This window comes from Stutzerimonas stutzeri (assembly GCF_051028275.1).
GTDB classification, from domain to species: Bacteria; Pseudomonadota; Gammaproteobacteria; order Pseudomonadales; family Pseudomonadaceae; genus Stutzerimonas; species Stutzerimonas stutzeri_AS.
Window position 1 is genome coordinate 371,343 of the sequence record NZ_CP069269.1, and the last position, 19,709, is coordinate 391,051.

20 protein-coding genes are annotated in these 19,709 nt (G+C 59.5%); 9 read left to right on the top strand and 11 right to left on the bottom strand.

Annotation, left to right across the window (positions count from 1 at the left end; translation table 11 throughout):
* Positions 1–89: 89 nt before the first annotated feature.
* The 4 genes from ftsY to rpoH all read left to right on the top strand — a co-directional run bounded on the left by ftsY (position 90) and on the right by rpoH (position 4,070).
* Positions 90–1,433, top strand: a complete 1,344-nt coding sequence (ftsY, locus tag JQR87_RS01690) for a signal recognition particle-docking protein FtsY (protein ID WP_407297859.1) — start codon at positions 90–92, stop codon at positions 1,431–1,433.
* Complete coding sequence (gene ftsE, locus JQR87_RS01695) at positions 1,430–2,101, top strand: cell division ATP-binding protein FtsE (protein WP_407293238.1); 672 nt, start codon at positions 1,430–1,432, stop codon at positions 2,099–2,101. Before ftsY ends, ftsE begins: the two co-directional genes overlap by 4 nt.
* Positions 2,098–3,108, top strand: coding sequence for a permease-like cell division protein FtsX (gene ftsX / locus JQR87_RS01700; RefSeq protein WP_407293236.1), 1,011 nt, complete (start codon positions 2,098–2,100; stop codon positions 3,106–3,108). The genes ftsE and ftsX overlap by 4 nt, the downstream gene beginning before the upstream one ends.
* 107 nt (positions 3,109–3,215) lie before the next feature.
* Complete coding sequence (gene rpoH / locus JQR87_RS01705) at positions 3,216–4,070, top strand: RNA polymerase sigma factor RpoH (protein WP_407293233.1); 855 nt, start codon at positions 3,216–3,218, stop codon at positions 4,068–4,070.
* Between the two features lie 87 nt (positions 4,071–4,157).
* Here the strand turns inward: rpoH and JQR87_RS01710 are convergent, their stop codons facing one another.
* Positions 4,158–6,719, bottom strand: a complete 2,562-nt coding sequence (locus JQR87_RS01710) for a hybrid sensor histidine kinase/response regulator (protein ID WP_407293230.1) — start codon at positions 6,717–6,719, stop codon at positions 4,158–4,160.
* Between the two features lie 303 nt (positions 6,720–7,022).
* On the bottom strand, positions 7,023–7,730 hold the full coding sequence (gene mtgA / locus JQR87_RS01715) for a monofunctional biosynthetic peptidoglycan transglycosylase (protein WP_407297857.1): 708 nt from the start codon (positions 7,728–7,730) through the stop codon (positions 7,023–7,025).
* Positions 7,731–7,802: 72 nt separating this feature from the next.
* Here mtgA and JQR87_RS01720 point away from each other — a divergent pair, with 72 nt between their 5' ends.
* The 5 genes from JQR87_RS01720 (at position 7,803) to JQR87_RS01740 (ending at position 11,641) form a co-directional block, all read left to right on the top strand.
* Positions 7,803–8,177 carry a DUF423 domain-containing protein gene (locus tag JQR87_RS01720; protein ID WP_407293228.1) on the top strand — a complete coding sequence of 125 codons (375 nt, stop codon included), beginning with the start codon at positions 7,803–7,805 and terminating at the stop codon, positions 8,175–8,177.
* 105 nt (positions 8,178–8,282) lie between these two features.
* A complete protein-coding gene (thiS, locus tag JQR87_RS01725) occupies positions 8,283–8,483 on the top strand; it encodes a sulfur carrier protein ThiS (RefSeq protein WP_407293226.1) in 201 nt (66 codons plus the stop codon).
* A gap of 82 nt (positions 8,484–8,565) precedes the next feature.
* Positions 8,566–9,360, top strand: coding sequence for a thiazole synthase (locus JQR87_RS01730; protein ID WP_407293224.1), 795 nt, complete (start codon positions 8,566–8,568; stop codon positions 9,358–9,360).
* A 96-nt stretch (positions 9,361–9,456) separates the two neighbouring features.
* Complete coding sequence (trmB, locus tag JQR87_RS01735; protein ID WP_407297855.1) at positions 9,457–10,128, top strand: tRNA (guanosine(46)-N7)-methyltransferase TrmB; 672 nt, start codon at positions 9,457–9,459, stop codon at positions 10,126–10,128.
* A 175-nt stretch (positions 10,129–10,303) separates the two neighbouring features.
* Positions 10,304–11,641, top strand: coding sequence for a DUF1329 domain-containing protein (locus tag JQR87_RS01740; protein WP_407293223.1), 1,338 nt, complete (start codon positions 10,304–10,306; stop codon positions 11,639–11,641).
* 172 nt (positions 11,642–11,813) lie between these two features.
* Here JQR87_RS01740 and JQR87_RS01745 read toward each other — a convergent pair whose 3' ends face one another.
* The 9 genes from JQR87_RS01745 to proC form a co-directional block, all read right to left on the bottom strand.
* Positions 11,814–12,137, bottom strand: a complete 324-nt coding sequence (locus JQR87_RS01745) for a DUF3392 domain-containing protein (protein WP_407293221.1) — start codon at positions 12,135–12,137, stop codon at positions 11,814–11,816.
* A gap of 9 nt (positions 12,138–12,146) precedes the next feature.
* A complete protein-coding gene (hemW, locus tag JQR87_RS01750) occupies positions 12,147–13,334 on the bottom strand; it encodes a radical SAM family heme chaperone HemW (RefSeq protein WP_407293219.1) in 1,188 nt (395 codons plus the stop codon).
* Positions 13,331–13,927, bottom strand: a complete 597-nt coding sequence (rdgB, locus tag JQR87_RS01755; protein WP_407293217.1) for an RdgB/HAM1 family non-canonical purine NTP pyrophosphatase — start codon at positions 13,925–13,927, stop codon at positions 13,331–13,333. Before rdgB ends, hemW begins: the two co-directional genes overlap by 4 nt.
* The gene (locus JQR87_RS01760; RefSeq protein ID WP_407293214.1) at positions 13,924–14,346 is read right to left on the bottom strand and encodes a DUF4426 domain-containing protein; all 423 of its coding nucleotides are present in this window, start codon (positions 14,344–14,346) and stop codon (positions 13,924–13,926) included. Before JQR87_RS01760 ends, rdgB begins: the two co-directional genes overlap by 4 nt.
* 22 nt (positions 14,347–14,368) lie before the next feature.
* Complete coding sequence (metW, locus tag JQR87_RS01765) at positions 14,369–14,968, bottom strand: methionine biosynthesis protein MetW (protein ID WP_407293212.1); 600 nt, start codon at positions 14,966–14,968, stop codon at positions 14,369–14,371.
* Between the two features lie 9 nt (positions 14,969–14,977).
* Positions 14,978–16,117: a homoserine O-succinyltransferase MetX gene (gene metX / locus JQR87_RS01770; protein ID WP_407293211.1), complete on the bottom strand. Its 1,140-nt coding sequence runs from the start codon at positions 16,115–16,117 to the stop codon at positions 14,978–14,980.
* Positions 16,118–16,197: 80 nt separating this feature from the next.
* A complete protein-coding gene (locus JQR87_RS01775; RefSeq protein WP_407293208.1) occupies positions 16,198–18,165 on the bottom strand; it encodes a dynamin family protein in 1,968 nt (655 codons plus the stop codon).
* A gap of 111 nt (positions 18,166–18,276) precedes the next feature.
* The gene (locus tag JQR87_RS01780; RefSeq protein ID WP_407293206.1) at positions 18,277–18,867 is read right to left on the bottom strand and encodes a YggT family protein; all 591 of its coding nucleotides are present in this window, start codon (positions 18,865–18,867) and stop codon (positions 18,277–18,279) included.
* A 9-nt stretch (positions 18,868–18,876) separates the two neighbouring features.
* Positions 18,877–19,704, bottom strand: a complete 828-nt coding sequence (gene proC, locus JQR87_RS01785; protein WP_407293204.1) for a pyrroline-5-carboxylate reductase — start codon at positions 19,702–19,704, stop codon at positions 18,877–18,879.
* Positions 19,705–19,709 lie beyond the last annotated feature (5 nt).

Consider the following 19,709-nt stretch of genomic DNA (forward strand, 5'->3'; position numbering starts at 1 on the left):
AGCGAAGGCTGATGCTCAATGCTAGGATAGCGACCGTCTGGCTGGCGGCGTGGCCGCTGGCGTATCGCCCTCTTGAGAAAATCTTCTCCATGTTTGGTTCCAACGACGATAAGAAGGTGCCGGCTGAGGCTGGCGAGAAAAAAGGCCTGTTTGGATGGCTTCGCAAAAAGCCACAAGCACCAGCGGCCGAGCCGCCTCCAGCCGAACCGTTGGAAGACAGCCAGCCGTTCGCCGACGAGACTGATAGTGCATCGCTCAGTGAGGCAGAGACGGCCGAAGCTTCCCCTCGCGCCGAGCCTGAGGCAGGCCAGGCGGAGCCCGAAGCCGCGCCGCAGGTCAGGCCGGGCGCTGAGCTGCAGGTCGAGCCCGAGGCACAGCCTGAACCTACGCCTGAGCTCGTTCATCCTGAGGACGTGCCCGAATCGCCTGTACTGGCCGAGATTGCCGTCGAGCCTGCGCCTGCTCCCGCCATAACGGAACCTCCAGTCAAGCTGGGCTTCTTCGCCCGACTCAAACAAGGCTTGTCGAAGACCAGCGCCAGCATCGGCGAAGGCATGGCCAGTCTGTTTCTGGGCAAAAAGGCCATCGATGACGACCTGCTCGATGAGCTGGAAACCCGCTTGCTGACCGCGGATGTCGGCGTCGAGGCCACTACTGCGATCATGCAGAACCTGACCCGCCGAGTCTCGCGCAAGGAACTGGCCGATAGCGGTGCGTTGTACAAGGCACTGCAGGAAGAGCTGGCCAGCCTGCTCAAGCCTGTCGAGCAGCCGCTGCTGATAGACGCGAGCAAACAGCCGTTCGTGATCTTGGTGGTTGGGGTCAACGGTGTCGGTAAGACTACGACGATCGGAAAGTTGGCCAAGAAGCTGCAGCTCGAAGGCAAGAAGGTCATGCTGGCCGCAGGCGATACGTTCCGTGCGGCTGCGGTCGAGCAGCTGCAGGTGTGGGGCGAACGCAACAATATCGCAGTGATCGCTCAGCACACTGGCGCGGATTCCGCTTCGGTGATCTTCGATGCGGTGCAAGCGGCCAAGGCTCGGGGCATCGATGTGCTCATCGCAGATACGGCGGGGCGCCTTCATACCAAAGACAACCTCATGGAAGAGCTGAAAAAGGTCCGCCGGGTGATGGGCAAGCTCGACGACACAGCACCGCACGAGGTGCTGCTGGTGCTCGATGCTGGCACCGGTCAGAACGCCATCAACCAGACCAAGCAGTTTAATCAGTCGGTTGAGCTGACGGGGCTTGCGCTGACCAAGCTCGACGGTACTGCCAAGGGCGGTGTGATTTTTGCCCTGGCCAAGCAATTCGGTACGCCGATCCGCTATATCGGTGTCGGCGAAGGCATTGACGATCTGCGAACCTTCGAGGCGGATGCCTTCGTCAATGCGTTGTTTGCCGAGAAAGAGGCGGGCGGAGCCTCCTCATGATTCGTTTCGAACAGGTGGGCAAGCGCTATTCCAACGGTCACGTCGGACTGCACGAACTTTCCTTCCAGGTCAAACGCGGTGAGTTTCTCTTCGTCACCGGGCACTCCGGCGCAGGTAAGAGTACGTTGTTGCGCTTGTTACTGGCGATGGAGCGTCCAACCAGCGGCCAGCTGCTTCTGGCCGGTCAGGACCTGTCCCGAATCAGCAACGCCCAGATCCCCTTTCTCCGTCGGCAGATCGGTGTCGTATTTCAAAACCATCAGCTACTGTTCGATCGCACCGTATTCGACAACGCTGCCTTGCCACTGCAGATCCTCGGTCTGAACAAGCGTGAGATCGGACAGCGAGTGATGACCGCCCTGGAGCGGGTTAGCCTCAAGGACAAGGCGCTGCAGTACCCCTCCGACCTGTCCACCGGTCAGCAGCAGCGCGTCGGAATCGCCCGCGCCGTGGTTCATCGTCCGGCTCTCCTGCTTGCCGACGAACCGACCGGCAACCTCGACCCGCGGCTGGCGGCCGAGATCATGGGTGTGTTCGAAGACATCAATCGCCTCGGCACTACCGTTCTGATTGCCAGCCATGATCTCGCGCTGATCGCTCGCATGCGTCATCGGATGCTCACGCTGCAGCGAGGTCGATTGATCGGTGATGGGGAGGCCTCCCGATGAGTACGCCTGAACAAAGCCCGAACCCGGCCGAGCGCGCCGGCGGCGTACGCAACAAGCCCGAGCCACCCAAGAGCGACGAGCCGGACTTCAAGACGCTGTTTCATGCCTGGTTGGAAAGCCACCGAGCCAGCGTCGCTGACAGCGTCGGCCGGCTGATCAAGCAGCCGATCGGCAGCTTTTTTACCTGTTTGGTGATGGCGGTTGCGTTGAGCCTGCCCATGGGCCTCGCGCTGCTGCTCGACAACGTTGAACGTCTTGGGGGTTCCTGGCAGCGGGCGGCACAGATTTCGCTTTTCATGCAATTGGACGTGGATGCGGCGCAAGGGCAGGGGCTTCGCGAGCAGATCCTGGCGATGCCGGACGTATCGGAAGCCAACTGGATCAGCCGTGAGCAGGCCCTGGAGGAGTTTCAGCAGTTGTCAGGGCTTGGCGAAGCCTTGCGCGAGCTGCCAGAAAATCCACTTCCCGGCGTGATTCTGGTAACGCCCAGTGAGATTGATCGTGACAATCTGGAAGCGCTGCGTCAGCGCCTGGCGGAGCTGCCCGGGGTCGAGCAGGCACAGCTTGACCTGCTCTGGGTCGAGCGGCTGACCGCGATCTTGAAGCTGGGCGATCGATTCGTCTTCGGCCTCAGCCTGTTGCTTATCGCGACGCTGTTGTTGGTGATCGGTAATACCATCCGGCTGCATATTGAGAACCGCCGTACCGAAATCGAAGTTGTAAAGCTGGTCGGCGGAACCGACGGCTACGTGCGGCGTCCTTTTCTCTACATGGGTGCACTGTACGGGCTGGGTGCAGGACTGATCGCCTGGCTATTGCTGGCCTACGGCCTGGGCTGGCTTAACGAGGCGGTCATCGGGTTGGCTGGCTTGTATGGCAGTGATTTCGGTCTGGCAGGCGTGCCGATTGACGATGGGCTGTCATTGGTCGTCGGTGCGGTGTTGCTGGGATACATCGGGGCCTGGCTTGCCGTTGCGAGGCATCTTAGCGAACTTGCCCCGAGATAACCCGGTGATTTATAACGATTTTATTGGCTGTAAGGAAACTTTTCCATACGCTTGCAGTCTCATGCGGCAGTGCTAAACTGCTGCAGCTTCATTATTGGAGGACCTGCATGACATCTAATCTCCAACCTGTTCAAGCCCTGGTCCCGGGAGGCAATCTCGAGGCTTATGTGCAGACGGTTAACAGCATTCCGCTGCTCACGGTCGAGCAGGAGCGTGAGTTGGCTGGCCGGCTGTTCTACCAGCAGGATCTCGAGGCCGCACGTCAGATGGTGCTGGCCCACCTACGTTTCGTCGTACACATCGCACGCAGCTATTCCGGCTATGGTCTGGCTCAGGCCGACCTGATCCAGGAAGGAAACGTTGGCCTGATGAAGGCCGTCAAGCGGTTCAACCCGGAAATGGGTGTGCGCCTGGTCTCCTTTGCCGTTCACTGGATCAAGGCCGAGATTCACGAGTTCATCCTGCGCAATTGGCGCATCGTCAAAGTCGCCACGACCAAAGCACAGCGCAAGCTGTTCTTCAATCTGCGCGGTCAGAAAAAGCGCCTGGCGTGGCTGAACAACGATGAGGTCGAGCGTGTTGCCGACAGCCTCGGGGTTGAGGCCCGTGAGGTGCGTGAGATGGAAAGCCGTCTGACTGGACACGATATGGCTTTCGATCCTTCTGCGGACGCCGATGACGACAGCGCCTACCAGTCTCCAGCGCATTATCTTGAGGACCATCGCTACGACCCGGCGCGGCAGCTCGAAGATGCCGACTGGAGCGATAACTCAAATTCCAACCTGCATGAGGCGCTGGATACGCTGGATGAGCGTAGCCGGGACATCCTTCAGCAGCGCTGGCTCAATGACAACAAGGCTACGCTGCATGATCTCGCCGCTAAGTACGGTGTTTCTGCTGAGCGGATTCGTCAGCTAGAAAAGAATGCGATGAACAAACTCAAGGGATCCATTCAGGCATAGATCCTGACCCTCGAAGCTCAAATCGCGAGGCGCTGCAAATGCAGCGCCTTTTTTATTGGCCTTGATAACGTGGAACAGCGTTTGCGCTCAGGGCCGATCCTCCGAACCTTCGAGCGAATCAGCGAGAGCGATCAACAGTTGCGCCGCGCTAACCGGTTTGTGTAGCCAGGTCACACCCGTGTCGTCGGTGCTTTGCTCGAAATGGCTGGCTGCGGAGATCACGATTATCGGCATGTCTCGGGTCTCAGGGGTGCGGCGCACTTCGTCGATAAGGTCGCGTCCGTTACCGTCGGGTAAATGCATATCAAGCGTCATCGCCTCGTAACGGGTTGTGGACAGCTTGGAGCGTGCAGCATGCAGGCTCTGTACGCGGTCTACGGCATAACCGGCGTCGCGTAGCATCAGCAGCAGCAGTCGGCCTGTGTCCGGTTCGTCTTCGACAACCAGCAGCCGGGGTTGAGCCTGATCCGCTACAAAAGTTGTCGATTCGAGTATCGGCAACTCAAACCAGAACGTTGTGCCCTGGGCCTCTGCCGTATCGAAGCCGACTCGGCCTCCCATGCGCTCGATAAACTCCTTGGTAATGGCGAGCCCCAAACCGGTGCCACCTTTCTGGCGGCTGTCGGATGCGTCCGCCTGGGCGAATTTTTCGAAAACCCGGGCTCGGAAACCCTCGGGAATGCCTGGCCCCTGATCAGTCACGCTGATGCGCACGTGGCTGGCGTCCGATAGGCTGCAGTGGAGCGTGACCTGGCCGCCATCGGGCGTGTATTTGATAGCGTTCGATAGGAAATTGGTCAGTACCTGTTGCAAGCGCAGCCCATCAACCCAAACGTTCACGTCGACCGGGTCGCGCAATACGCAATTCACGCCGAAATGAGCAGCGAACGCCTGATTACTGGCCAGGGCTTCATCCAACAGCTGGCGGAGCGAGTGCTCGCGCATGTCGAAGCTCATTTTGCCGGCCGAAATCTTTTCCATGTCCAGCAAGTCATTGATCAGATAGCCCAGGCGTAAACTGTTGCGATGGGCAATTTCGAGCATCTGCTGAATGGCTGCTGGGGCCTCGCCTAGGGCACCCCCTGTGATCAGACCAAGCGCCCCGCTGATGGACGTAAGCGGGGTGCGCAACTCATGACTGACGGTCGAGACGAACTCGTCTTTCATCTGCTCGATGCGCTTGTGCTCGGTCAAGTCCATGCTGGTCCCGCTTATGCGCAGCGGTTGGCCATTGCGGTCGCGTTGGATATAGCCGCGCACCAGGACGGGCACTATCTTGCCCGTCTTGTGCCTGAAGCGAAGCTCAGTGGTGAACTGATCGACCGCCGAAAGCATGGTCTGAGCCAGTTGAGCCTTGGCCTGAGGAAGGTCCTCTTTTACCAGGGCCCTCTCCCACAACGTCAAATCCGACGACAGCTCACCCGGACGGTAACCGAGCATGTGCCAGGCGCGTGGAGAGCCATAGAAGGTCCCCGCTTCCAGGTTGAGATCCCATAAGCCGTCGTTGCTTCCTTTCAAAGCCAGACTGAGGCGTTCCTCGCTAAGCTGCAGGGCGCGCTTGTTTTCCCGGATATCCTCGGTCATCTGTTGCGCCAGCGCTTCGGCGCGAGAGCGTCTGAGCGATAGCGAAGAGATGAGGAAAAAGAGCATAAGGCTCAAGCCGGCGCCGAGCGAGATCACCAAGAGATCGTTGGCGCGGTAGAAACCGTCGAACTCTGGCAGGCTTTCGAGGCGAAGGGTCCAGCTTTGTCCGTAGAGGTCTAGCTGAGTGACCTCGCTGTAGCGAGCGGGTTTATCGCGCTCGATTTCACGGCTGGCAAAGAGCAGTTGTTCGGCTTTCTCGCCCGCGCCAGCGTAGATTTTCAGTTTCAGGTCGGGGTCTGATGCGCCAAGAATGCCGCGCATCAGGTTGTCCATTCGGAACGGGCTGTAAACGAAGCCTTCGAGTGCTTGAAGGCGTTGCTCTGGCGTGCCGGTAGGCTCACCGGCGCGGTACAGCGGTACGTACATCAACAGGCCTGCCTGCTTCTGGCCGTGGGTCTCCTGGCGCAACTCCACTTTGCCGGTGATGCGTGTCTGGCCGCTTTCGGCTGCCGCCAGCAATGCTTGGCGGCGTACTGGTTCGGAAAACATGTCGTAGCCGAACGCCGCCAGATTGCGGTCGCGAAACGGCTCTAGGTAGACGACGGGTGTATACAGTGGACGCTCGCCAGGCGGGGTGATGGTGTATGCATCGAAGCCTTCATCACGGACAGCCTGGATATGAGCTTCGCGTTGCTCAGGCCTGACGGCCTTGGCAAACCCAATTCCCTGGATGCCAGTGAAGCGTTCCGCCAGCGCGAGGCGCTCATGGTAGATGTGCCATTGTTGGCGTGAGACTTCGTCATTGGCGTCGAACAGACCTGCGGCACCGAGCAGGATCTGTTCGTGGCTGATCAGTCGCCTACCGATGGCCTCCGTGGCTTTCTCGACGAGGAACTCGAATTGCTGACTGGCGACGCGGTCTTGTTGAGCCCTTTGATGTTGCAGAACCATCAACAGCACAATCAAAGTGAATCCCAGCACGAGCCAGGCCATGTTGTTACGCCAACTCAATAGTTGCCGCACAGTGCCGACGGGGGCACGCGTTTCGATCGCAGGTTCGCTCATGCTGTCGCTGCCGTGCGCTCTTGTGGCCAGGGGTTTGTAAGGGTGCTGCACGTTATGTGACCAGGACCGGTGAGTTAGCCTGGGCAGGCTAAGGCGTCTCGCAACGTTACGCTTTGCAGCTTACCCGCCGTTATGGCGTACTGCCATAACGGTCCGTCAGGTCAATACGAGCGAATATTGCGCACATGTTTCCCGCTTCGGTGGCGCAGAAAAATGCATCCGCCTCCTGGGTTTGGAAGAAGTCGTCAGTGTCTGCGTCACAAAGCGGGGCAAGCTTTACGAAACGCCAGCGCTAGGAATGCTTCATTGGCCGCTGTCACGCAGTTTGTTTAAGTAGTGGCTGCCGCCGAGCTGTCGTACCTGCTGCCGAATCCAGGCGGAGCGACTCCGTACATGCGGACCGGGTCGTCCGGCGTTCCACTCGCGAGGGTTTGGTAGCACTGCAGCGAGCTGGCTGGCCTGGCTGGCCGACAGGTAAGGTGCATCGATATTGAAATGGTGTTGTGCGGCCGCTTCGGCGCCGAATATCCCCTCTCCCCATTCGACGCTGTTGAGATAGACCTCCAGAATTCTTTGCTTGGGCCACAGCAGTTCTATCCAGGCTGTGAACCAGACCTCCAGCCCCTTGCGTAGCCAGCTGCGACCGGACCAGAGAAAGAGATTCTTTGCCACCTGTTGGCTCAAGGTACTGGCGCCCCTTAACGAGCCGCCGCGTTCGTTGTGCTCGAACGCGGCGCGAATCGCTGCGATATCGAAGCCCCAATGGTCGGCAAACTTCTGATCTTCGGCAGCTATGACCGACATCTTCAGGTCGTCAGGCAGTTCGTCCCATTGCCTCCAGCTGCGTTGCAGATCGATGCTTTCGCCATTCGTCCATGATTCGATCTTGCGTTCGACCATTAGCGCAGTGAAGGGCGGCGGCACCCAGCGCAGTACCAGAACCAGCAGCACGGAGAGCACCGTCAGCCATAGCAGCAGTTTGGTAAGACGGCGTAGCAGGGCTCGAAGCATGGGGGCGTGGTCGCACTCAAGAGGAATGGGCATTATAACGATGCATGTACTCCCTGACCGGAAGCCTCCTGAATGATTCGTTCATTTCTTTTACTCGCCGGATTCTTCGGCCTTACAGGTGTCGCGCTTGGCGCGTTCGCCGCTCATGGTTTGAAGAGCCGCCTAGGTGCTGATTATCTGGCTGTGTTTCAGACGGGTGTGCAGTATCAGCTGATCCATACGCTGGCTCTGTTCGGCGTCGCCCTGCTCGCGCTACACGCGCCAAGTCGCCTGTTGGCTGCCGCCGGAGGTCTGTTTACGCTTGGCATCTTGCTGTTCTCAGGCAGCCTCTACCTCCTGACCCTGGCCGGTGTCGGCAAGCTTGGAATCATCACACCCATCGGTGGAACGGCGTTTCTGGCTGGCTGGATCTGCGTCATGGCAGCCGCCTGGAACATGCGCGTCTGATCGGAACGTATGTTTGCCGCCGAGATGAATGGTGGCGGCGGTTGCCTTGGTGGACCGAGTCGATCGGGCTAGAATGCTGGCCCTTTTGCAATGGTGGCGATCACTATGCACATTCAGTTGAACGGCGAGCGCTACGAACTCCCTGACGGTCAGTCAGTGGCCGATCTGTTGCAGCGCTTGGAGCTGACTGGGCGCCGGCTGGCGGTCGAGCTCAACCGCGATATCGTTCCGCGTAGCGAGCATGCCGCGACGACGCTGGTTGAAGGCGATCAGGTCGAAGTCGTACATGCCATTGGCGGCGGCTGAAGAACCCGCCACGTTTATTTTCCGGACGTCGCCCGTGCAGCGGCGTATTTCTCGCTTCACTTCATCTGTACAGGATGGTCGCATGAGCCCAGTTCCGCACGACAAACCATTTACGCTTGCCGGCCGCACCTATCAGTCGCGCTTGCTGGTAGGCACCGGCAAGTACAAGGATCTCGACGAGACCCGTGCCGCCATCGAGGCTTCCGGCGCGGAGATCGTTACCGTTGCGGTGCGCCGCACCAACATCGGCCAGAACCCGGGCGAGCCCAACTTGCTCGACGTTATCTCGCCGGATCGCTATACGATTCTGCCCAATACCGCCGGTTGTTACGATGCGAGCGAGGCCGTACGCACCTGCCGCCTGGCACGTGAGCTTCTCGATGGCCACAAGCTGGTCAAGCTGGAAGTACTGGCTGACCAGAAAACCCTGTTCCCCAACGTGATCGAAACCCTCAAGGCGGCAGAAGTGCTGGTCAAGGATGGCTTCGATGTCATGGTTTACACCAGTGACGATCCGATCATCGCTCGTCAGCTGGCCGAGACGGGATGCATCGCGGTCATGCCGCTTGCAGGTCTGATCGGAACGGGGCTCGGTATCTGTAACCCCTATAACCTTCGCATCATTCTTGAAGAGGCCAAGGTTCCGGTGTTGGTTGACGCCGGGGTCGGCACGGCATCGGACGCAACCATCGCCATGGAGCTTGGTTGCGAGGCGGTGCTGATGAACAGCGCCATTGCCCATGCGCAGAACCCGGTGCTCATGGCCGAAGCAATGAAATACGCCATTGATGCCGGCCGCTTGGCCTATCTGGCAGGACGTATGCCAAAAAAGCTCTACGCCAGTGCCTCGTCGCCGCTTGAAGGCCTGATCCGCTAATTCTCTTCCCTAAGGCTGCGCCGCAGTGGGCGCGGCCGCTTTATTGCAGGTTTGTTCATGAGTGACTCATCCTCTCCAGCCGACGGCCAGCGTCGTATGCGCACCATCAAAAGCTTTGTGATGCGTGCTGGCCGCATGACCGAAGGACAGCAGCGCGGCCTGGATCATGGGTGGCCGCGCTTCGGTCTGGAGCTGGACGCCGGGCCGCTTGATTTCGACCAGGTATTTGGACGGCAGGCGCCTAGAACCTTCGAGATCGGGTTCGGAATGGGCCATTCCACCCTGGAAATGGCTGCTGCGGCGCCCGACCAGGATTTCATCGGGGTGGAAGTGCACTCGCCTGGAGTGGGAGCGCTACTAAACGGACTTGTGTCACAAAATCTGAATAACGTGCGCGTCTACAGTTGCGATGCGCTGGAAGTGCTGCGTGAATGTGTCGCCGATTCCAGCCTCGATCGGGTCTTGCTGTTTTTCCCCGATCCTTGGCACAAAAGTCGCCACCACAAGCGGCGCATCGTCCAGCCCGCATTTGCCGAGCTGGTCCGGACAAAACTCAAGGTCGGTGGAGTGTTGCACATGGCAACCGACTGGGAGGCTTACGCGGAGCACATGCTCGACGTCATGAGCGTCGCGCCTGGGTTTCGCAACCAGGCCGTAACCGGGCAGTACGTGGATCGTCCAGAAGAGCGACCAATCACCAAGTTCGAGCGGCGCGGTGAGCGCCTCGGCCACGGGGTTTGGGATCTCAAGTTCGAGCGCGTCGACTGACCCTTTGAAATACGCGTTACCGCTATACCCGCCAGAGCCGCGACCAAGCGGCCCAGGGACGATCCAATAACGAACATTGCCAGGAAGGCACGATCTCCAACGCCTCAACGAGCGCCTTGCCTTTAAGGTTCAGGCTGTCATCTGCCGCGCCCACGTCGCGGCAAGGAGCAAAATGATGTACAGAAAAATCGGAATTCTCCTGCTGGCGGCCTGCGCCAGTCAGGCTCAGGCCCGGGTGGATGAGACACAGGCCATGCGCCTTGGTCAGGACCTCACGCCGCTAGGCGCCGAGCGTGCCGGCAATGCAGCCGGGACCATTCCGGCCTGGACCGGCGGGGTGCAACCGCCCGCCAGCTACCAGAAGGGCATGCACCATCCGGATCCTTACGCGGGCGACTCCGTCTTGTACAGGGTCGACAAGAACAATGTCGGACAATACGCCGCGTTGTTGCCAGAGGGAATGCGAGCGCTGATCGAGCGAGAGCCGGGGTTTCACCTGCGTGTGTTTCCAACGCGCCGCAGCGCTGCCAACCCTCAGCGCATCTATGATGAGACGCGTCTGAACGCGGTCAATGCTGAGCTGATTGCTAACGGCAACGGACTCAAGGGTGCATCAGCAGGTATTCCGTTTCCGATTCCGCAAACCGGGATTGAAGTCATCTGGAATCACATGCTGCATTACAAGGGCGAGCAAACCCAGTTTGTGACCAATCAGGCCGTGGTCATCAACGGCTCGCCCAGCTATATCAAGCGTGATCGCCAGGTGTATTACGTTTACAACCGTGAGGGCGTGACCCAGGCTGATCTGGACAATACGTCGCTGTATTACAAGTACCGTGTAACTGCACCGGCAAAGCTTTCAGGCACCGCCTTGGCTGTTCAGGATCCGCTTGATCAGGTCCTGGCCGTGCGCAAGGCCTGGCGCTACAGTCCGGCGGATCGGCGGGTACGACGTCTGCCTTCGCTCGCTTACGATTCGCTGCAGCCCGATACCAGCGGTCTGGCAACGGCGGACGTTGTGGATTCCTTCAATGGCGCTCCGGACCGCTATGATTGGACCCTGATCGAGAAGCGCGAAATGCTGGTGCCGTACAACAGTTACGCGGTACACCAGAAGGGGATTCCTTACAACGATATCGTCGGCCCACGCACACTGAATCCGGACCTGCTGCGCTATGAGCTGCATCGTGTGTGGGTGGTGGACGCTGAATTGCGAAAAGGGTTTAGCCATCCGTATGCCAAGCGCCGCTTCTATATCGATGAAGACAGCTGGTCGATTCTGGCTGTAGACCTGTTCAACAGCAAAGGCGAGCTGATTGGCCTACAGGAGAGCCACCCAATCAGCTATTACGAGGTTCCGATGTTCAACAGCACCGTCGAAACCCTGTATCACCTCAAAGACGGCAACTACTTCGTAGATGGGCTGGATAACAACGAGCCAATGTACGACTTTGATGCCCGGCTCAGCCCTCGGGACTTCTCCCCTGCGGCGCTTCGTCGCGGCGTTAACTGACTGTTAACGAAAAAAAGCCGCCATTATGGCGGCTTTTTTCGTTCTGTCCCCTTCAGTTTTGTCAGGCCTCGTGTCAGAACGAAACGAGCTCGAGCGGCGCGCTTGTCTTCAGGCAGTCACGGGTTCCGGCAGAGCCCCGGGCGATCGATCTACCCTCGGCGATTGAGGCGCTTCAGTTGCGGTCGGCTACTACGCCGATGATGAAAAGCACGAGCAGCAACACCGGCGCAAGGGTGTAGTTGTTGAACTGTGCCAGTCCTTTGGCCAGCCACGGCGTGAGGTAAATGATGCCGAGGCCGTAGACCAGAGCGCAGAACACCACGAACGCCAGCGTACGGAAGATGAAATTGAGCCCGCCAATATTTTTCTGCACCCAGCTGTTGAGTGTCGGGCCAAAGAGCACAAACAAGGTCGCCATGATCGCCAGCGAGATGTCGAAGAGATGGTGACGGCTCCAGCGCGACAGTGTGGCGATGAGCTCCAGTGCTAAATCCATGCGGGGTCCTTAGGGCAGGAAAAGTTGTAGCAGGTCGTTGAGAAACAGCTGCCCCTTAGGGGTAGCGGCCAGCCGCTGCGGGTCTGGCTCCAACAAGCCTCGCGCTTCGGCCTCACGTCTACCGCTTGCGAGTAGGTCTGTTGTGAGACCGGTGCGCTGAGTGAACAACATCGAAGGCACGCCGTCGGTGAGGCGCAGCACGTTCATCATGAATTCAAAGGGCAGCTCGCTCTGCTCGAGTTGCTTCTCGCCGGCGCGGAAGCGCTTCGCGGGGTCCAGGTAGTCCTTCGGCAGGCGAGTTTTCCAGTGCCGCCGAATCTCTCCGCTCGGGCTTGTCCATTTGCCGTGTGCGCCGGCACCCAGCCCGAGGAAGTCGCCGAACGTCCAGTAATTGAGGTTGTGACGCGCCTGACGGCCAGGTTGTGCGTAGGCCGACGTTTCGTATTGGGCGTAGCCGTGCGATGCCAGCAATGCCTGGCCGGCTTCCTGAATGTCCCATAGGGTTTCGTCTTCAGGAAGAAGGGGCGGCTTGCTCCAGAACTCGGTGTTAGGCTCGACAGTAAGCTGATACCACGACAGATGCGTTGGCTGTTGAGCGATCGCCGTTCGTAGGTCGCTCAAGGCATCCTCGAGGCTCTGCCCTGGTAAACCATGCATCAGGTCCAGATTGAAGTTATCGAAGCCCGCTGCGCGCGCCATGCCAGCGGCACGGATCGCCTCGTTGCCGTCATGGATTCGACCGAGCGCTTTAAGTTTTTTGGCCTGGAAGCTCTGCACGCCGATGGATAAGCGGTTGATGCCCAGGCTGCGATAATCGCGGAATTTCGCTTGCTCGAAAGTCCCCGGGTTGGCTTCCAGGGTGATCTCGATGCCGTCAGCGAATCCGACCCGCTGTTGCATGCCTTCGAGGATTCGCGATAGCGCCTTAGCGGAGAACAGGCTCGGCGTGCCGCCGCCGAAAAAAATCGACGTTAGTTTGCGGCTCTGGATCTGCTCAAGGTCGGCATCCAGGTCCGCCAGCAACGCCTCGACATAGGCATCTTCGGGCAGCGTAGGGCCGGCAGCATGGGAGTTGAAATCGCAGTACGGGCATTTGCGAACGCACCAGGGAATATGTACATAGGCCGCCAGGGGCGGCAGCTCCAGACGCGAAACCGCAGGCGACTCCGAAGCGCCACCGTCGGAGGCTGTGGTCATGCGATCCCCAGCCGCTGTTTTAGCAGGGCCATGGCGCGAGCACGGTGGCTGAGCTGGTTTTTCTCCTGCGGTGCCAGCTCGGCGCTGGAGCAGTTACGCTCCGGCACCCAGAATAGCGGGTCGTAACCGAAGCCATGCTCGCCTTGAGCGCTGTGCAGAATGCGACCTTGCCAGAGGCCTTCGCAGAGAATGGGCAGCGGATCGTCGGCATGCCTCAGGAGTGCCAGCGCGCAGACGAACTGAGCGCCACGCTCGGCGTCCGGCACGTCCTTCAGGGCGTCGAGCAGTTTGGCATTGTTTGCCGCGTCACCCTGGCCGTCCGCGTAGCGCGCCGAGTAGATGCCCGGCGCACCGCCAAGGTGGTCGACCGCTAGGCCTGAGTCGTCAGCCAGCGCAGGCAAGCCAGATATGCGTGCTGCATTGCGTGCCTTGAGAATGGCATTCTCGACGAAGGACAGTCCGGTTTCTTCGGGCTCGATGTTGCTGAACTCACCGATCGAGCGTACCCGCACGGCGTCGCCCAGCATGGCTTGCAGTTCCTTGAGCTTGCCGGCGTTGTGGCTGGCCAGCACCAGTTCTTTGAATGGCATCATTCGTCCGGAAAGAATTCTTGAGTGAAATCGAAGTTAATCGCCGCAGCACCGACCGGCTGCACGTTAACGTTGAAGCGCAGCGTTTCGCGAGATCCGAAGGGAAACTGGGCAAGGTAGTAGATAGCCGCATCGCCTTCCCTGAGTTGCTTGAAGGAAAGCGGATAGTCCTGGCCGAGCAGGTTCCTGACGGTGCCGCTCACCTGTGCCGCAGTGGGCTTGCCAGACTTGAGCACCGAGATGTTGACCACGCCTTGTGTCTTGCTGCGCACGAGCCCGGTTGCCGCTGCGATATCCGGCTGTAGGTAGCCTGAGTTGAATGCAATGTAATGAACGTCGTATTCGCCCACGCTCTGTTTGCGCTCGGCCATGGCAGGCAGGGCAAACAGCAGGGCAAGCAGGCATATCAATGTCGATCTCATGATGTTTCCTCTAGCGTCGAAGTCAGCGGGCTGGCCCGGTGACACGGTAGATGCCGATTTCGCCGATCAGGTTGGGCCACAAACGGCTGGCTACGCCGTGCTTGTGATGACGATCCACGGCCAGTCGTTCTAGCACACGGGCACCCAGCTCGCGGCTGAGGCGCTCGAAGTCTTCGAACGTGCAGAAGTGGATGTTCGGCGTGTTGTACCACGTGTAGGGAAGGAACTCCGACACCGGCATGCGTCCCTTGCTGGCCAGATACCAGCGGCATCGCCAGTGGCCGAAGTTGGGGAAGGTGATGATGCATTCGCGGCCGACCCGGAGCATTTCTTTAAGCAGCACATCCGGGTAGTGGACGGCCTGTAGCGCCTGGGTCATCACCACCATGTCGAAGCTGTTGCTGGCAAAATTACCGAGGCCCTTGTCGAGATCCTGCTCGATTACGTTGACTCCTTTCTCGATGCAAGCGGCAATGTTGTCGGGATCGATCTCCAGGCCATAGCCGCTGACCTGCTTGTTGTCTCGCAGCCAGGCCAGCAAGTCGCCGTCGCCGCAGCCCAGGTCGAGCACGCGGCTTCCTGCCGGTATCCAGTCTTGGATGATTTCCAGATCGGCGCGCATAGGAGTTCCTTATACGGCGATGCGGTTCATGTAACCGCGAAAGGCCTGTAGATATCGGGGGATCGGGATCAGGAAGGCGTCATGGCCTTGAGGGGCGTCGATTTCCAGGTAACAGACGTTCTTGCGCGCGGCCATCAGCGCGTCGACGATTTCATGCGAGCGCTCGGGGGAGAAGCGCCAGTCGGTGGTGAACGAAATGACGCAGAAGTCCGCCTTTGCCGTCGACAGTGCCTTGGCGAGATCGTCGCCATGTGCCGCCGCCGGGTCGAAATAATCCAGTGCCTTGGTCATCAGAAGATAGGTATTGGCATCGAAGCGGCCGGAAAACTCTTCGCCCTGATAGCGAAGATAACTTTCGACCTGAAATTCGACGCTGTTGAAATCGTAGTTCAGCTTTTCGCTCTTGAGCCCACGGCCGAATTTGGTGCCCATGGCGTCGTCGGACAGGTAGGTGATGTGCCCGACCATGCGCGCCAGCATCAGACCCCGCTTGGGAATCACGCCTTTTTCCTGGAAATGCCCGCCGTGAAACTCTGGATCGGAGAGTATTGCCTGGCGTGCCACCTCATTGAACGCAATGTTCTGGGCGGAGAGCTTGGGCGCCGAGGCAATCGCCACACAATGGCGAACGCGCTCCGGGTAGCTCATGGTCCACTGCATCGCCTGCATGCCGCCGAGGCTGCCGCCCACAACCGCCGCCCACTGCTCAATACCCAGCATGTCGGCCAGGCGGGCCTGGCTGTTGACCCAGTCCTCCACGGTGACGACAGGGAAGTCCGCGCCGTAAGGCTTGCCCGTTATAGCATTGATGCTGCCGGGGCCGGTCGAGCCATTGCAGCCACCAAGGTTGTTCAGACTGACCACGAAGAAGCGTCTGGTATCGATCGCCTTACCCGGACCGATGCAGCTGTCCCACCAGCCGGGCTTGCGGTCCTCATTGTCGTGGAAGCCCGCCGCATGATGATGACCTGACAGCGCGTGGCAGATGAGTACGGCATTGCTGCGCGAGGCATTCAGTTCGCCGTAGGTTTCATAGATCAGCTGGTAATCGTTAAGCGTGCGGCCGCAGGCGAGTGCCAGCGGCTCGGCGAAATGCGCGACCTTCGGACTCACCAGACCAACGGAATCGGCTGGAATAGCTGTGGGCATCGACCCTGGCTCGTACTGGAAGAGGCGGCAAAGTCTAAAGGTTAGCGCGGTTCAATTCATCCTCAATCGCAACGCTGATGTCAGCAGAGGCTGGCACTGTTGAGGCTGACAACTTTGCCTTGGCGGCGAATCGGCGCGGGTTTTCGCAGTAGTCGCAGCATTTCACCGGCCTCGGCCAGCTGTTGTTCCAGTTCCAGGCTGTAACGCGCCAGTAGGCGGCCGCGCTGACTGCTTTGCTGACTGTCCTGCGCCAAGCTCTTCAGTCGCAGCATATGCGCTTCGAGCTGCTGCTTGTGTTCCAGCGAATGCTGCATCAGCGGCATCAGCGCTTCGTTGGCCCAATGCTCGGCTTCCTGGCGCAATCGCTGATGCAGGGCGACCACCTCCTGTACAAGGGTGGCGAAGAAACGTCGCGTCAAGGTGCGCTGTTCGGTGAGCAAGGTCTTGAGCTGAAGGCGGAACTGGTCGGCCTTGTTTTGCAGGCGTCTGAGTTCTTGCTGGTAGCGCGCCAGCCGGAACAGGGGAGCGTCCACGCCGTGCAGCGGGTTTTCGTCATTGTGTCGCCGGTAGATGGCCGACACCATTTTGTTTGCCAGTGCCGCTTCGTGTTCGAGTGCACCCAGATCCTGCTCCACGGAGCGGAAGAAATGCACGATGCTGAGGTTGATGCCCAGTGTGGTCAGGCTCCCGGTCAGGCTGCGACGCAGGCGAGCAAGGTGTTCCTCCAGGCGTTCCGGCCGCACTGTGGAACTCAGAAGTTCGCCTTGGCGTTGCAGCAGGCGCTGGTTGGTTTTCAATTGCAGCAAACGCTTGTGATGCTGGTTATGGTCGTGGCGTGTGCGCGCGGTCAGTTCCATGAGCATCTGGCCGCTGTCCTGGCGATGGCTGTCGAGCAGCTCACTTTGCTCGCGAACCTTGCCCAGTCGCTGGGTCAGGATTTGCTGACTGTTTTGCAGTAGCGCAAGTACCTGCCGCACGACCTGCTGCTCCAGCAAGCGCTCCTTCTGAGCGAGGATGCGCTCGCAGAGCAGGTGCTCCAGCGTAACCAGTTGGCTGCGCTGGAGCAGGTCTTGATCGCCGCGGATTTTGGCCAGTAAGGCCTGCTTGGCTGAGAGTGGAAGCACATCCTCGACAGCGATGCCCAGCTGTTGCGCCGTGGCAGTCTGCATTCGCTGGATCGCCTCATTGACGAAAGCTTCACCGGACACGTCGTCCCACAAGACGTCGATCTTGTTCAGCACGGCGAACAGTCGGTTATGACCACCGTCATCGAGTTGGCGAATGTGCTGTTGCCAGATGCCCATGTCGCTAGCCGTTACACCGGCATCGGCGGACAGCAGGAAAATCACAGCCTGCGCATTCGGCAACATCGACAGGGTGAGTTCTGGCTCGCTACCGAGCGCATTGAGACCTGGCGTGTCCAGAATGCGCAGACCCTGGCGCAGCAGCGGATGGTCGAAGTTGACCATGGCGTGTCGCCAGGCCGGCACCATCACCTCCCCGTCAGCATCGGACGCTTCCAGCGCGTCGGGGTGGAAGCCCAGCTGGATGGCCTGTTCCACCGGCATCGACTTGGTGGAAGCGACTTGGCAAAAGGCGCTGACCATGGCGTCTGGGTTATCAGGATCCAGCGCGATATTCGTCCAGACGCTTGGTGTGCGCTTGAGCTGGGCGATGCTGGTGTCTTCCAGGCGGGACTCGATCGGCAGCAGGCGAATGTACGAACGCTCCGCACGCGGATCAAAGTACAGTTCGGTTGGGCACATGGTGGTTCGGCCCGCACGCGACGGCAGGATGCGCTGGCCGTACTCGGAGAAGAACAGGCTGTTGATCAGCTCTGTCTTGCCGCGAGAATACTCGCCTACAAATGCGAGCGTGATGTGATCGGTGCGCAGCAGTTTCAGTGCGCGGTTCAGCCTGGCTTCCACCGCATCCGAATTGAGGCGGTTATGCGCCAGCCAACTGCGATACCGTGTTATTTCGCGGATAAGGTCGCGTTTCCAGGAGACGTAGGCATCCACCTGACGGTCGAGTCGTTCCATGATCATGGTGCTTCCTGAAAGGCGTAGGGGGCGATTATCCCAGTCGCCCGGTGCGGGTCAATCGAACCTTTGTGAACCAGCGCCCAAAGCCTGCACGAGGCCATGGGCGGTTTCGGTTCAAATAAGCGAGCGCAGAATGTTGGGCATGTGCGTCATCATTGCCAGGTTGTTGATCACGAGCATGTCGATCAGTTTGATCGCGAGAAAGGCGAAGATTGGCGAAATATCCAGCCCCCCCATGCTTGGCAGCAGGCGGCGAAAGGGTGCCAGCGCCGGTTCGCAAATCTGGCTCACCAACTGGGCGCCTGGGTTGTGACTGCCGGGTGCGACCCACGACAGGATCACGCTGATGATGAGCGCGTAGAAAAAGATATTGATGAACAGCCCGGTCACGCCAATGATGGCCCAGACCAAAAGCTGCAGCGGATTACCGATGGTGCCGAAAGCGATCATCAGAATTGCCGCCATCAACAGCAACTGAACGATGATCGCCAGTACCAGCGACGACAGGTCGAGCCCGCCGATACTGGGTATCACGCGGCGCAATGGCTTGAGCAAAGGGTGCGTGGCGCGGACGATGAACTGGCTCAGCGGGTTGTAGAAGTCCGCACGAACCAATTGCAGGATGAAACGCAGCAAGACGATCAGCAGGTACAGGCTGCCGAGCGTTTGAACGATCAGGATCAGGGCTTGCGAGAGTTGCGACATGAAGGCTCCTTAGTTGCCCAATTGTTCAGCGAGTTCGGCCGAGCGTTGTGCGGCTGCAGCCATCGCTTGCTCAACCAGGCTTTCGAAACCACCCGCGTGAAAGGCTTTGATCGCCGCTTCGGTGGTTCCGTTCGGCGAGGTGACGCGACGCCGCAGTTCCGCGGCTTCCACATCGCTTTCGCAGGCCATCCGCGCCGCGCCCAAAGCGGTTTGCATGGTCAGCCGTGCCGCCGTATCACGCGGCAAGCCCATCTTCTCACCTGCTGCGGTCATCGCTTCGATCATCAGGAAGAAGTACGCCGGGCCGCTGCCTGAAACGGCCGTCACCGCATCGATCAACGATTCCTGATCCAGCCAGAGCGCCAGCCCAACCGCCGACAGCAGTTGCTCGGCCTGTTGCTTTTGTGTGTCGGTCACCTGGTCGTTGGCAAACAGCCCGCTGACACCCTGACGCAATAAGGAAGGTGTGTTCGGCATGCAACGTACAATCGACCGTGGCGTTTGTTCACCGAGCCAGGCCTGCAAGCTGTCGCAATTGATGCCAGCCGCGATCGAAACGATCAACTGATCTGCCTGCAGATGCGCAGCCAGATCACGGCAGACCGCCTGCATCACCTGCGGCTTGACTGCCAGCACCACCACGTCGGAGCCTGCAATGGCCTGGGCATTGTCGGCAAAAGCGGTGATGCCATGGGTGGCTTCGAGCTCGGAGCGTCTATCGGCGCCGGGATCACTGGCACAAATCGCGGCGGCTGGGATGCCCTGGGCGCGTAAGCCGCCAATCAGGCTTGCGGCCATGTTGCCGCCGCCGATGAAGGCGATACGGGGAATGCTCATCTGGA

Bases quoted from the DNA above. Each gene is read 5' to 3' on its own strand.
- ftsY (WP_407297859.1), top strand. From the start codon at position 90: ATGTTTGGTTCCAACGACGATAAGAAGGTGCCGGCTGAGGCTGGCGAG.
- ftsE (WP_407293238.1), top strand. From the start codon at position 1,430: ATGATTCGTTTCGAACAGGTGGGCAAGCGCTATTCCAACGGTCACGTC.
- ftsX (WP_407293236.1), top strand. From the start codon at position 2,098: ATGAGTACGCCTGAACAAAGCCCGAACCCGGCCGAGCGCGCCGGCGGC.
- rpoH (WP_407293233.1), top strand. From the start codon at position 3,216: ATGACATCTAATCTCCAACCTGTTCAAGCCCTGGTCCCGGGAGGCAAT.
- JQR87_RS01710 (WP_407293230.1), bottom strand. From the start codon at position 6,719: ATGAGCGAACCTGCGATCGAAACGCGTGCCCCCGTCGGCACTGTGCGG.
- mtgA (WP_407297857.1), bottom strand. From the start codon at position 7,730: ATGCTTCGAGCCCTGCTACGCCGTCTTACCAAACTGCTGCTATGGCTG.
- JQR87_RS01720 (WP_407293228.1), top strand. From the start codon at position 7,803: ATGATTCGTTCATTTCTTTTACTCGCCGGATTCTTCGGCCTTACAGGT.
- thiS (WP_407293226.1), top strand. From the start codon at position 8,283: ATGCACATTCAGTTGAACGGCGAGCGCTACGAACTCCCTGACGGTCAG.
- JQR87_RS01730 (WP_407293224.1), top strand. From the start codon at position 8,566: ATGAGCCCAGTTCCGCACGACAAACCATTTACGCTTGCCGGCCGCACC.
- trmB (WP_407297855.1), top strand. From the start codon at position 9,457: ATGCGCACCATCAAAAGCTTTGTGATGCGTGCTGGCCGCATGACCGAA.
- JQR87_RS01740 (WP_407293223.1), top strand. From the start codon at position 10,304: ATGTACAGAAAAATCGGAATTCTCCTGCTGGCGGCCTGCGCCAGTCAG.
- JQR87_RS01745 (WP_407293221.1), bottom strand. From the start codon at position 12,137: ATGGATTTAGCACTGGAGCTCATCGCCACACTGTCGCGCTGGAGCCGT.
- hemW (WP_407293219.1), bottom strand. From the start codon at position 13,334: ATGACCACAGCCTCCGACGGTGGCGCTTCGGAGTCGCCTGCGGTTTCG.
- rdgB (WP_407293217.1), bottom strand. From the start codon at position 13,927: ATGATGCCATTCAAAGAACTGGTGCTGGCCAGCCACAACGCCGGCAAG.
- JQR87_RS01760 (WP_407293214.1), bottom strand. From the start codon at position 14,346: ATGAGATCGACATTGATATGCCTGCTTGCCCTGCTGTTTGCCCTGCCT.
- metW (WP_407293212.1), bottom strand. From the start codon at position 14,968: ATGCGCGCCGATCTGGAAATCATCCAAGACTGGATACCGGCAGGAAGC.
- metX (WP_407293211.1), bottom strand. From the start codon at position 16,117: ATGCCCACAGCTATTCCAGCCGATTCCGTTGGTCTGGTGAGTCCGAAG.
- JQR87_RS01775 (WP_407293208.1), bottom strand. From the start codon at position 18,165: ATGATCATGGAACGACTCGACCGTCAGGTGGATGCCTACGTCTCCTGG.
- JQR87_RS01780 (WP_407293206.1), bottom strand. From the start codon at position 18,867: ATGTCGCAACTCTCGCAAGCCCTGATCCTGATCGTTCAAACGCTCGGC.
- proC (WP_407293204.1), bottom strand. From the start codon at position 19,704: ATGAGCATTCCCCGTATCGCCTTCATCGGCGGCGGCAACATGGCCGCA.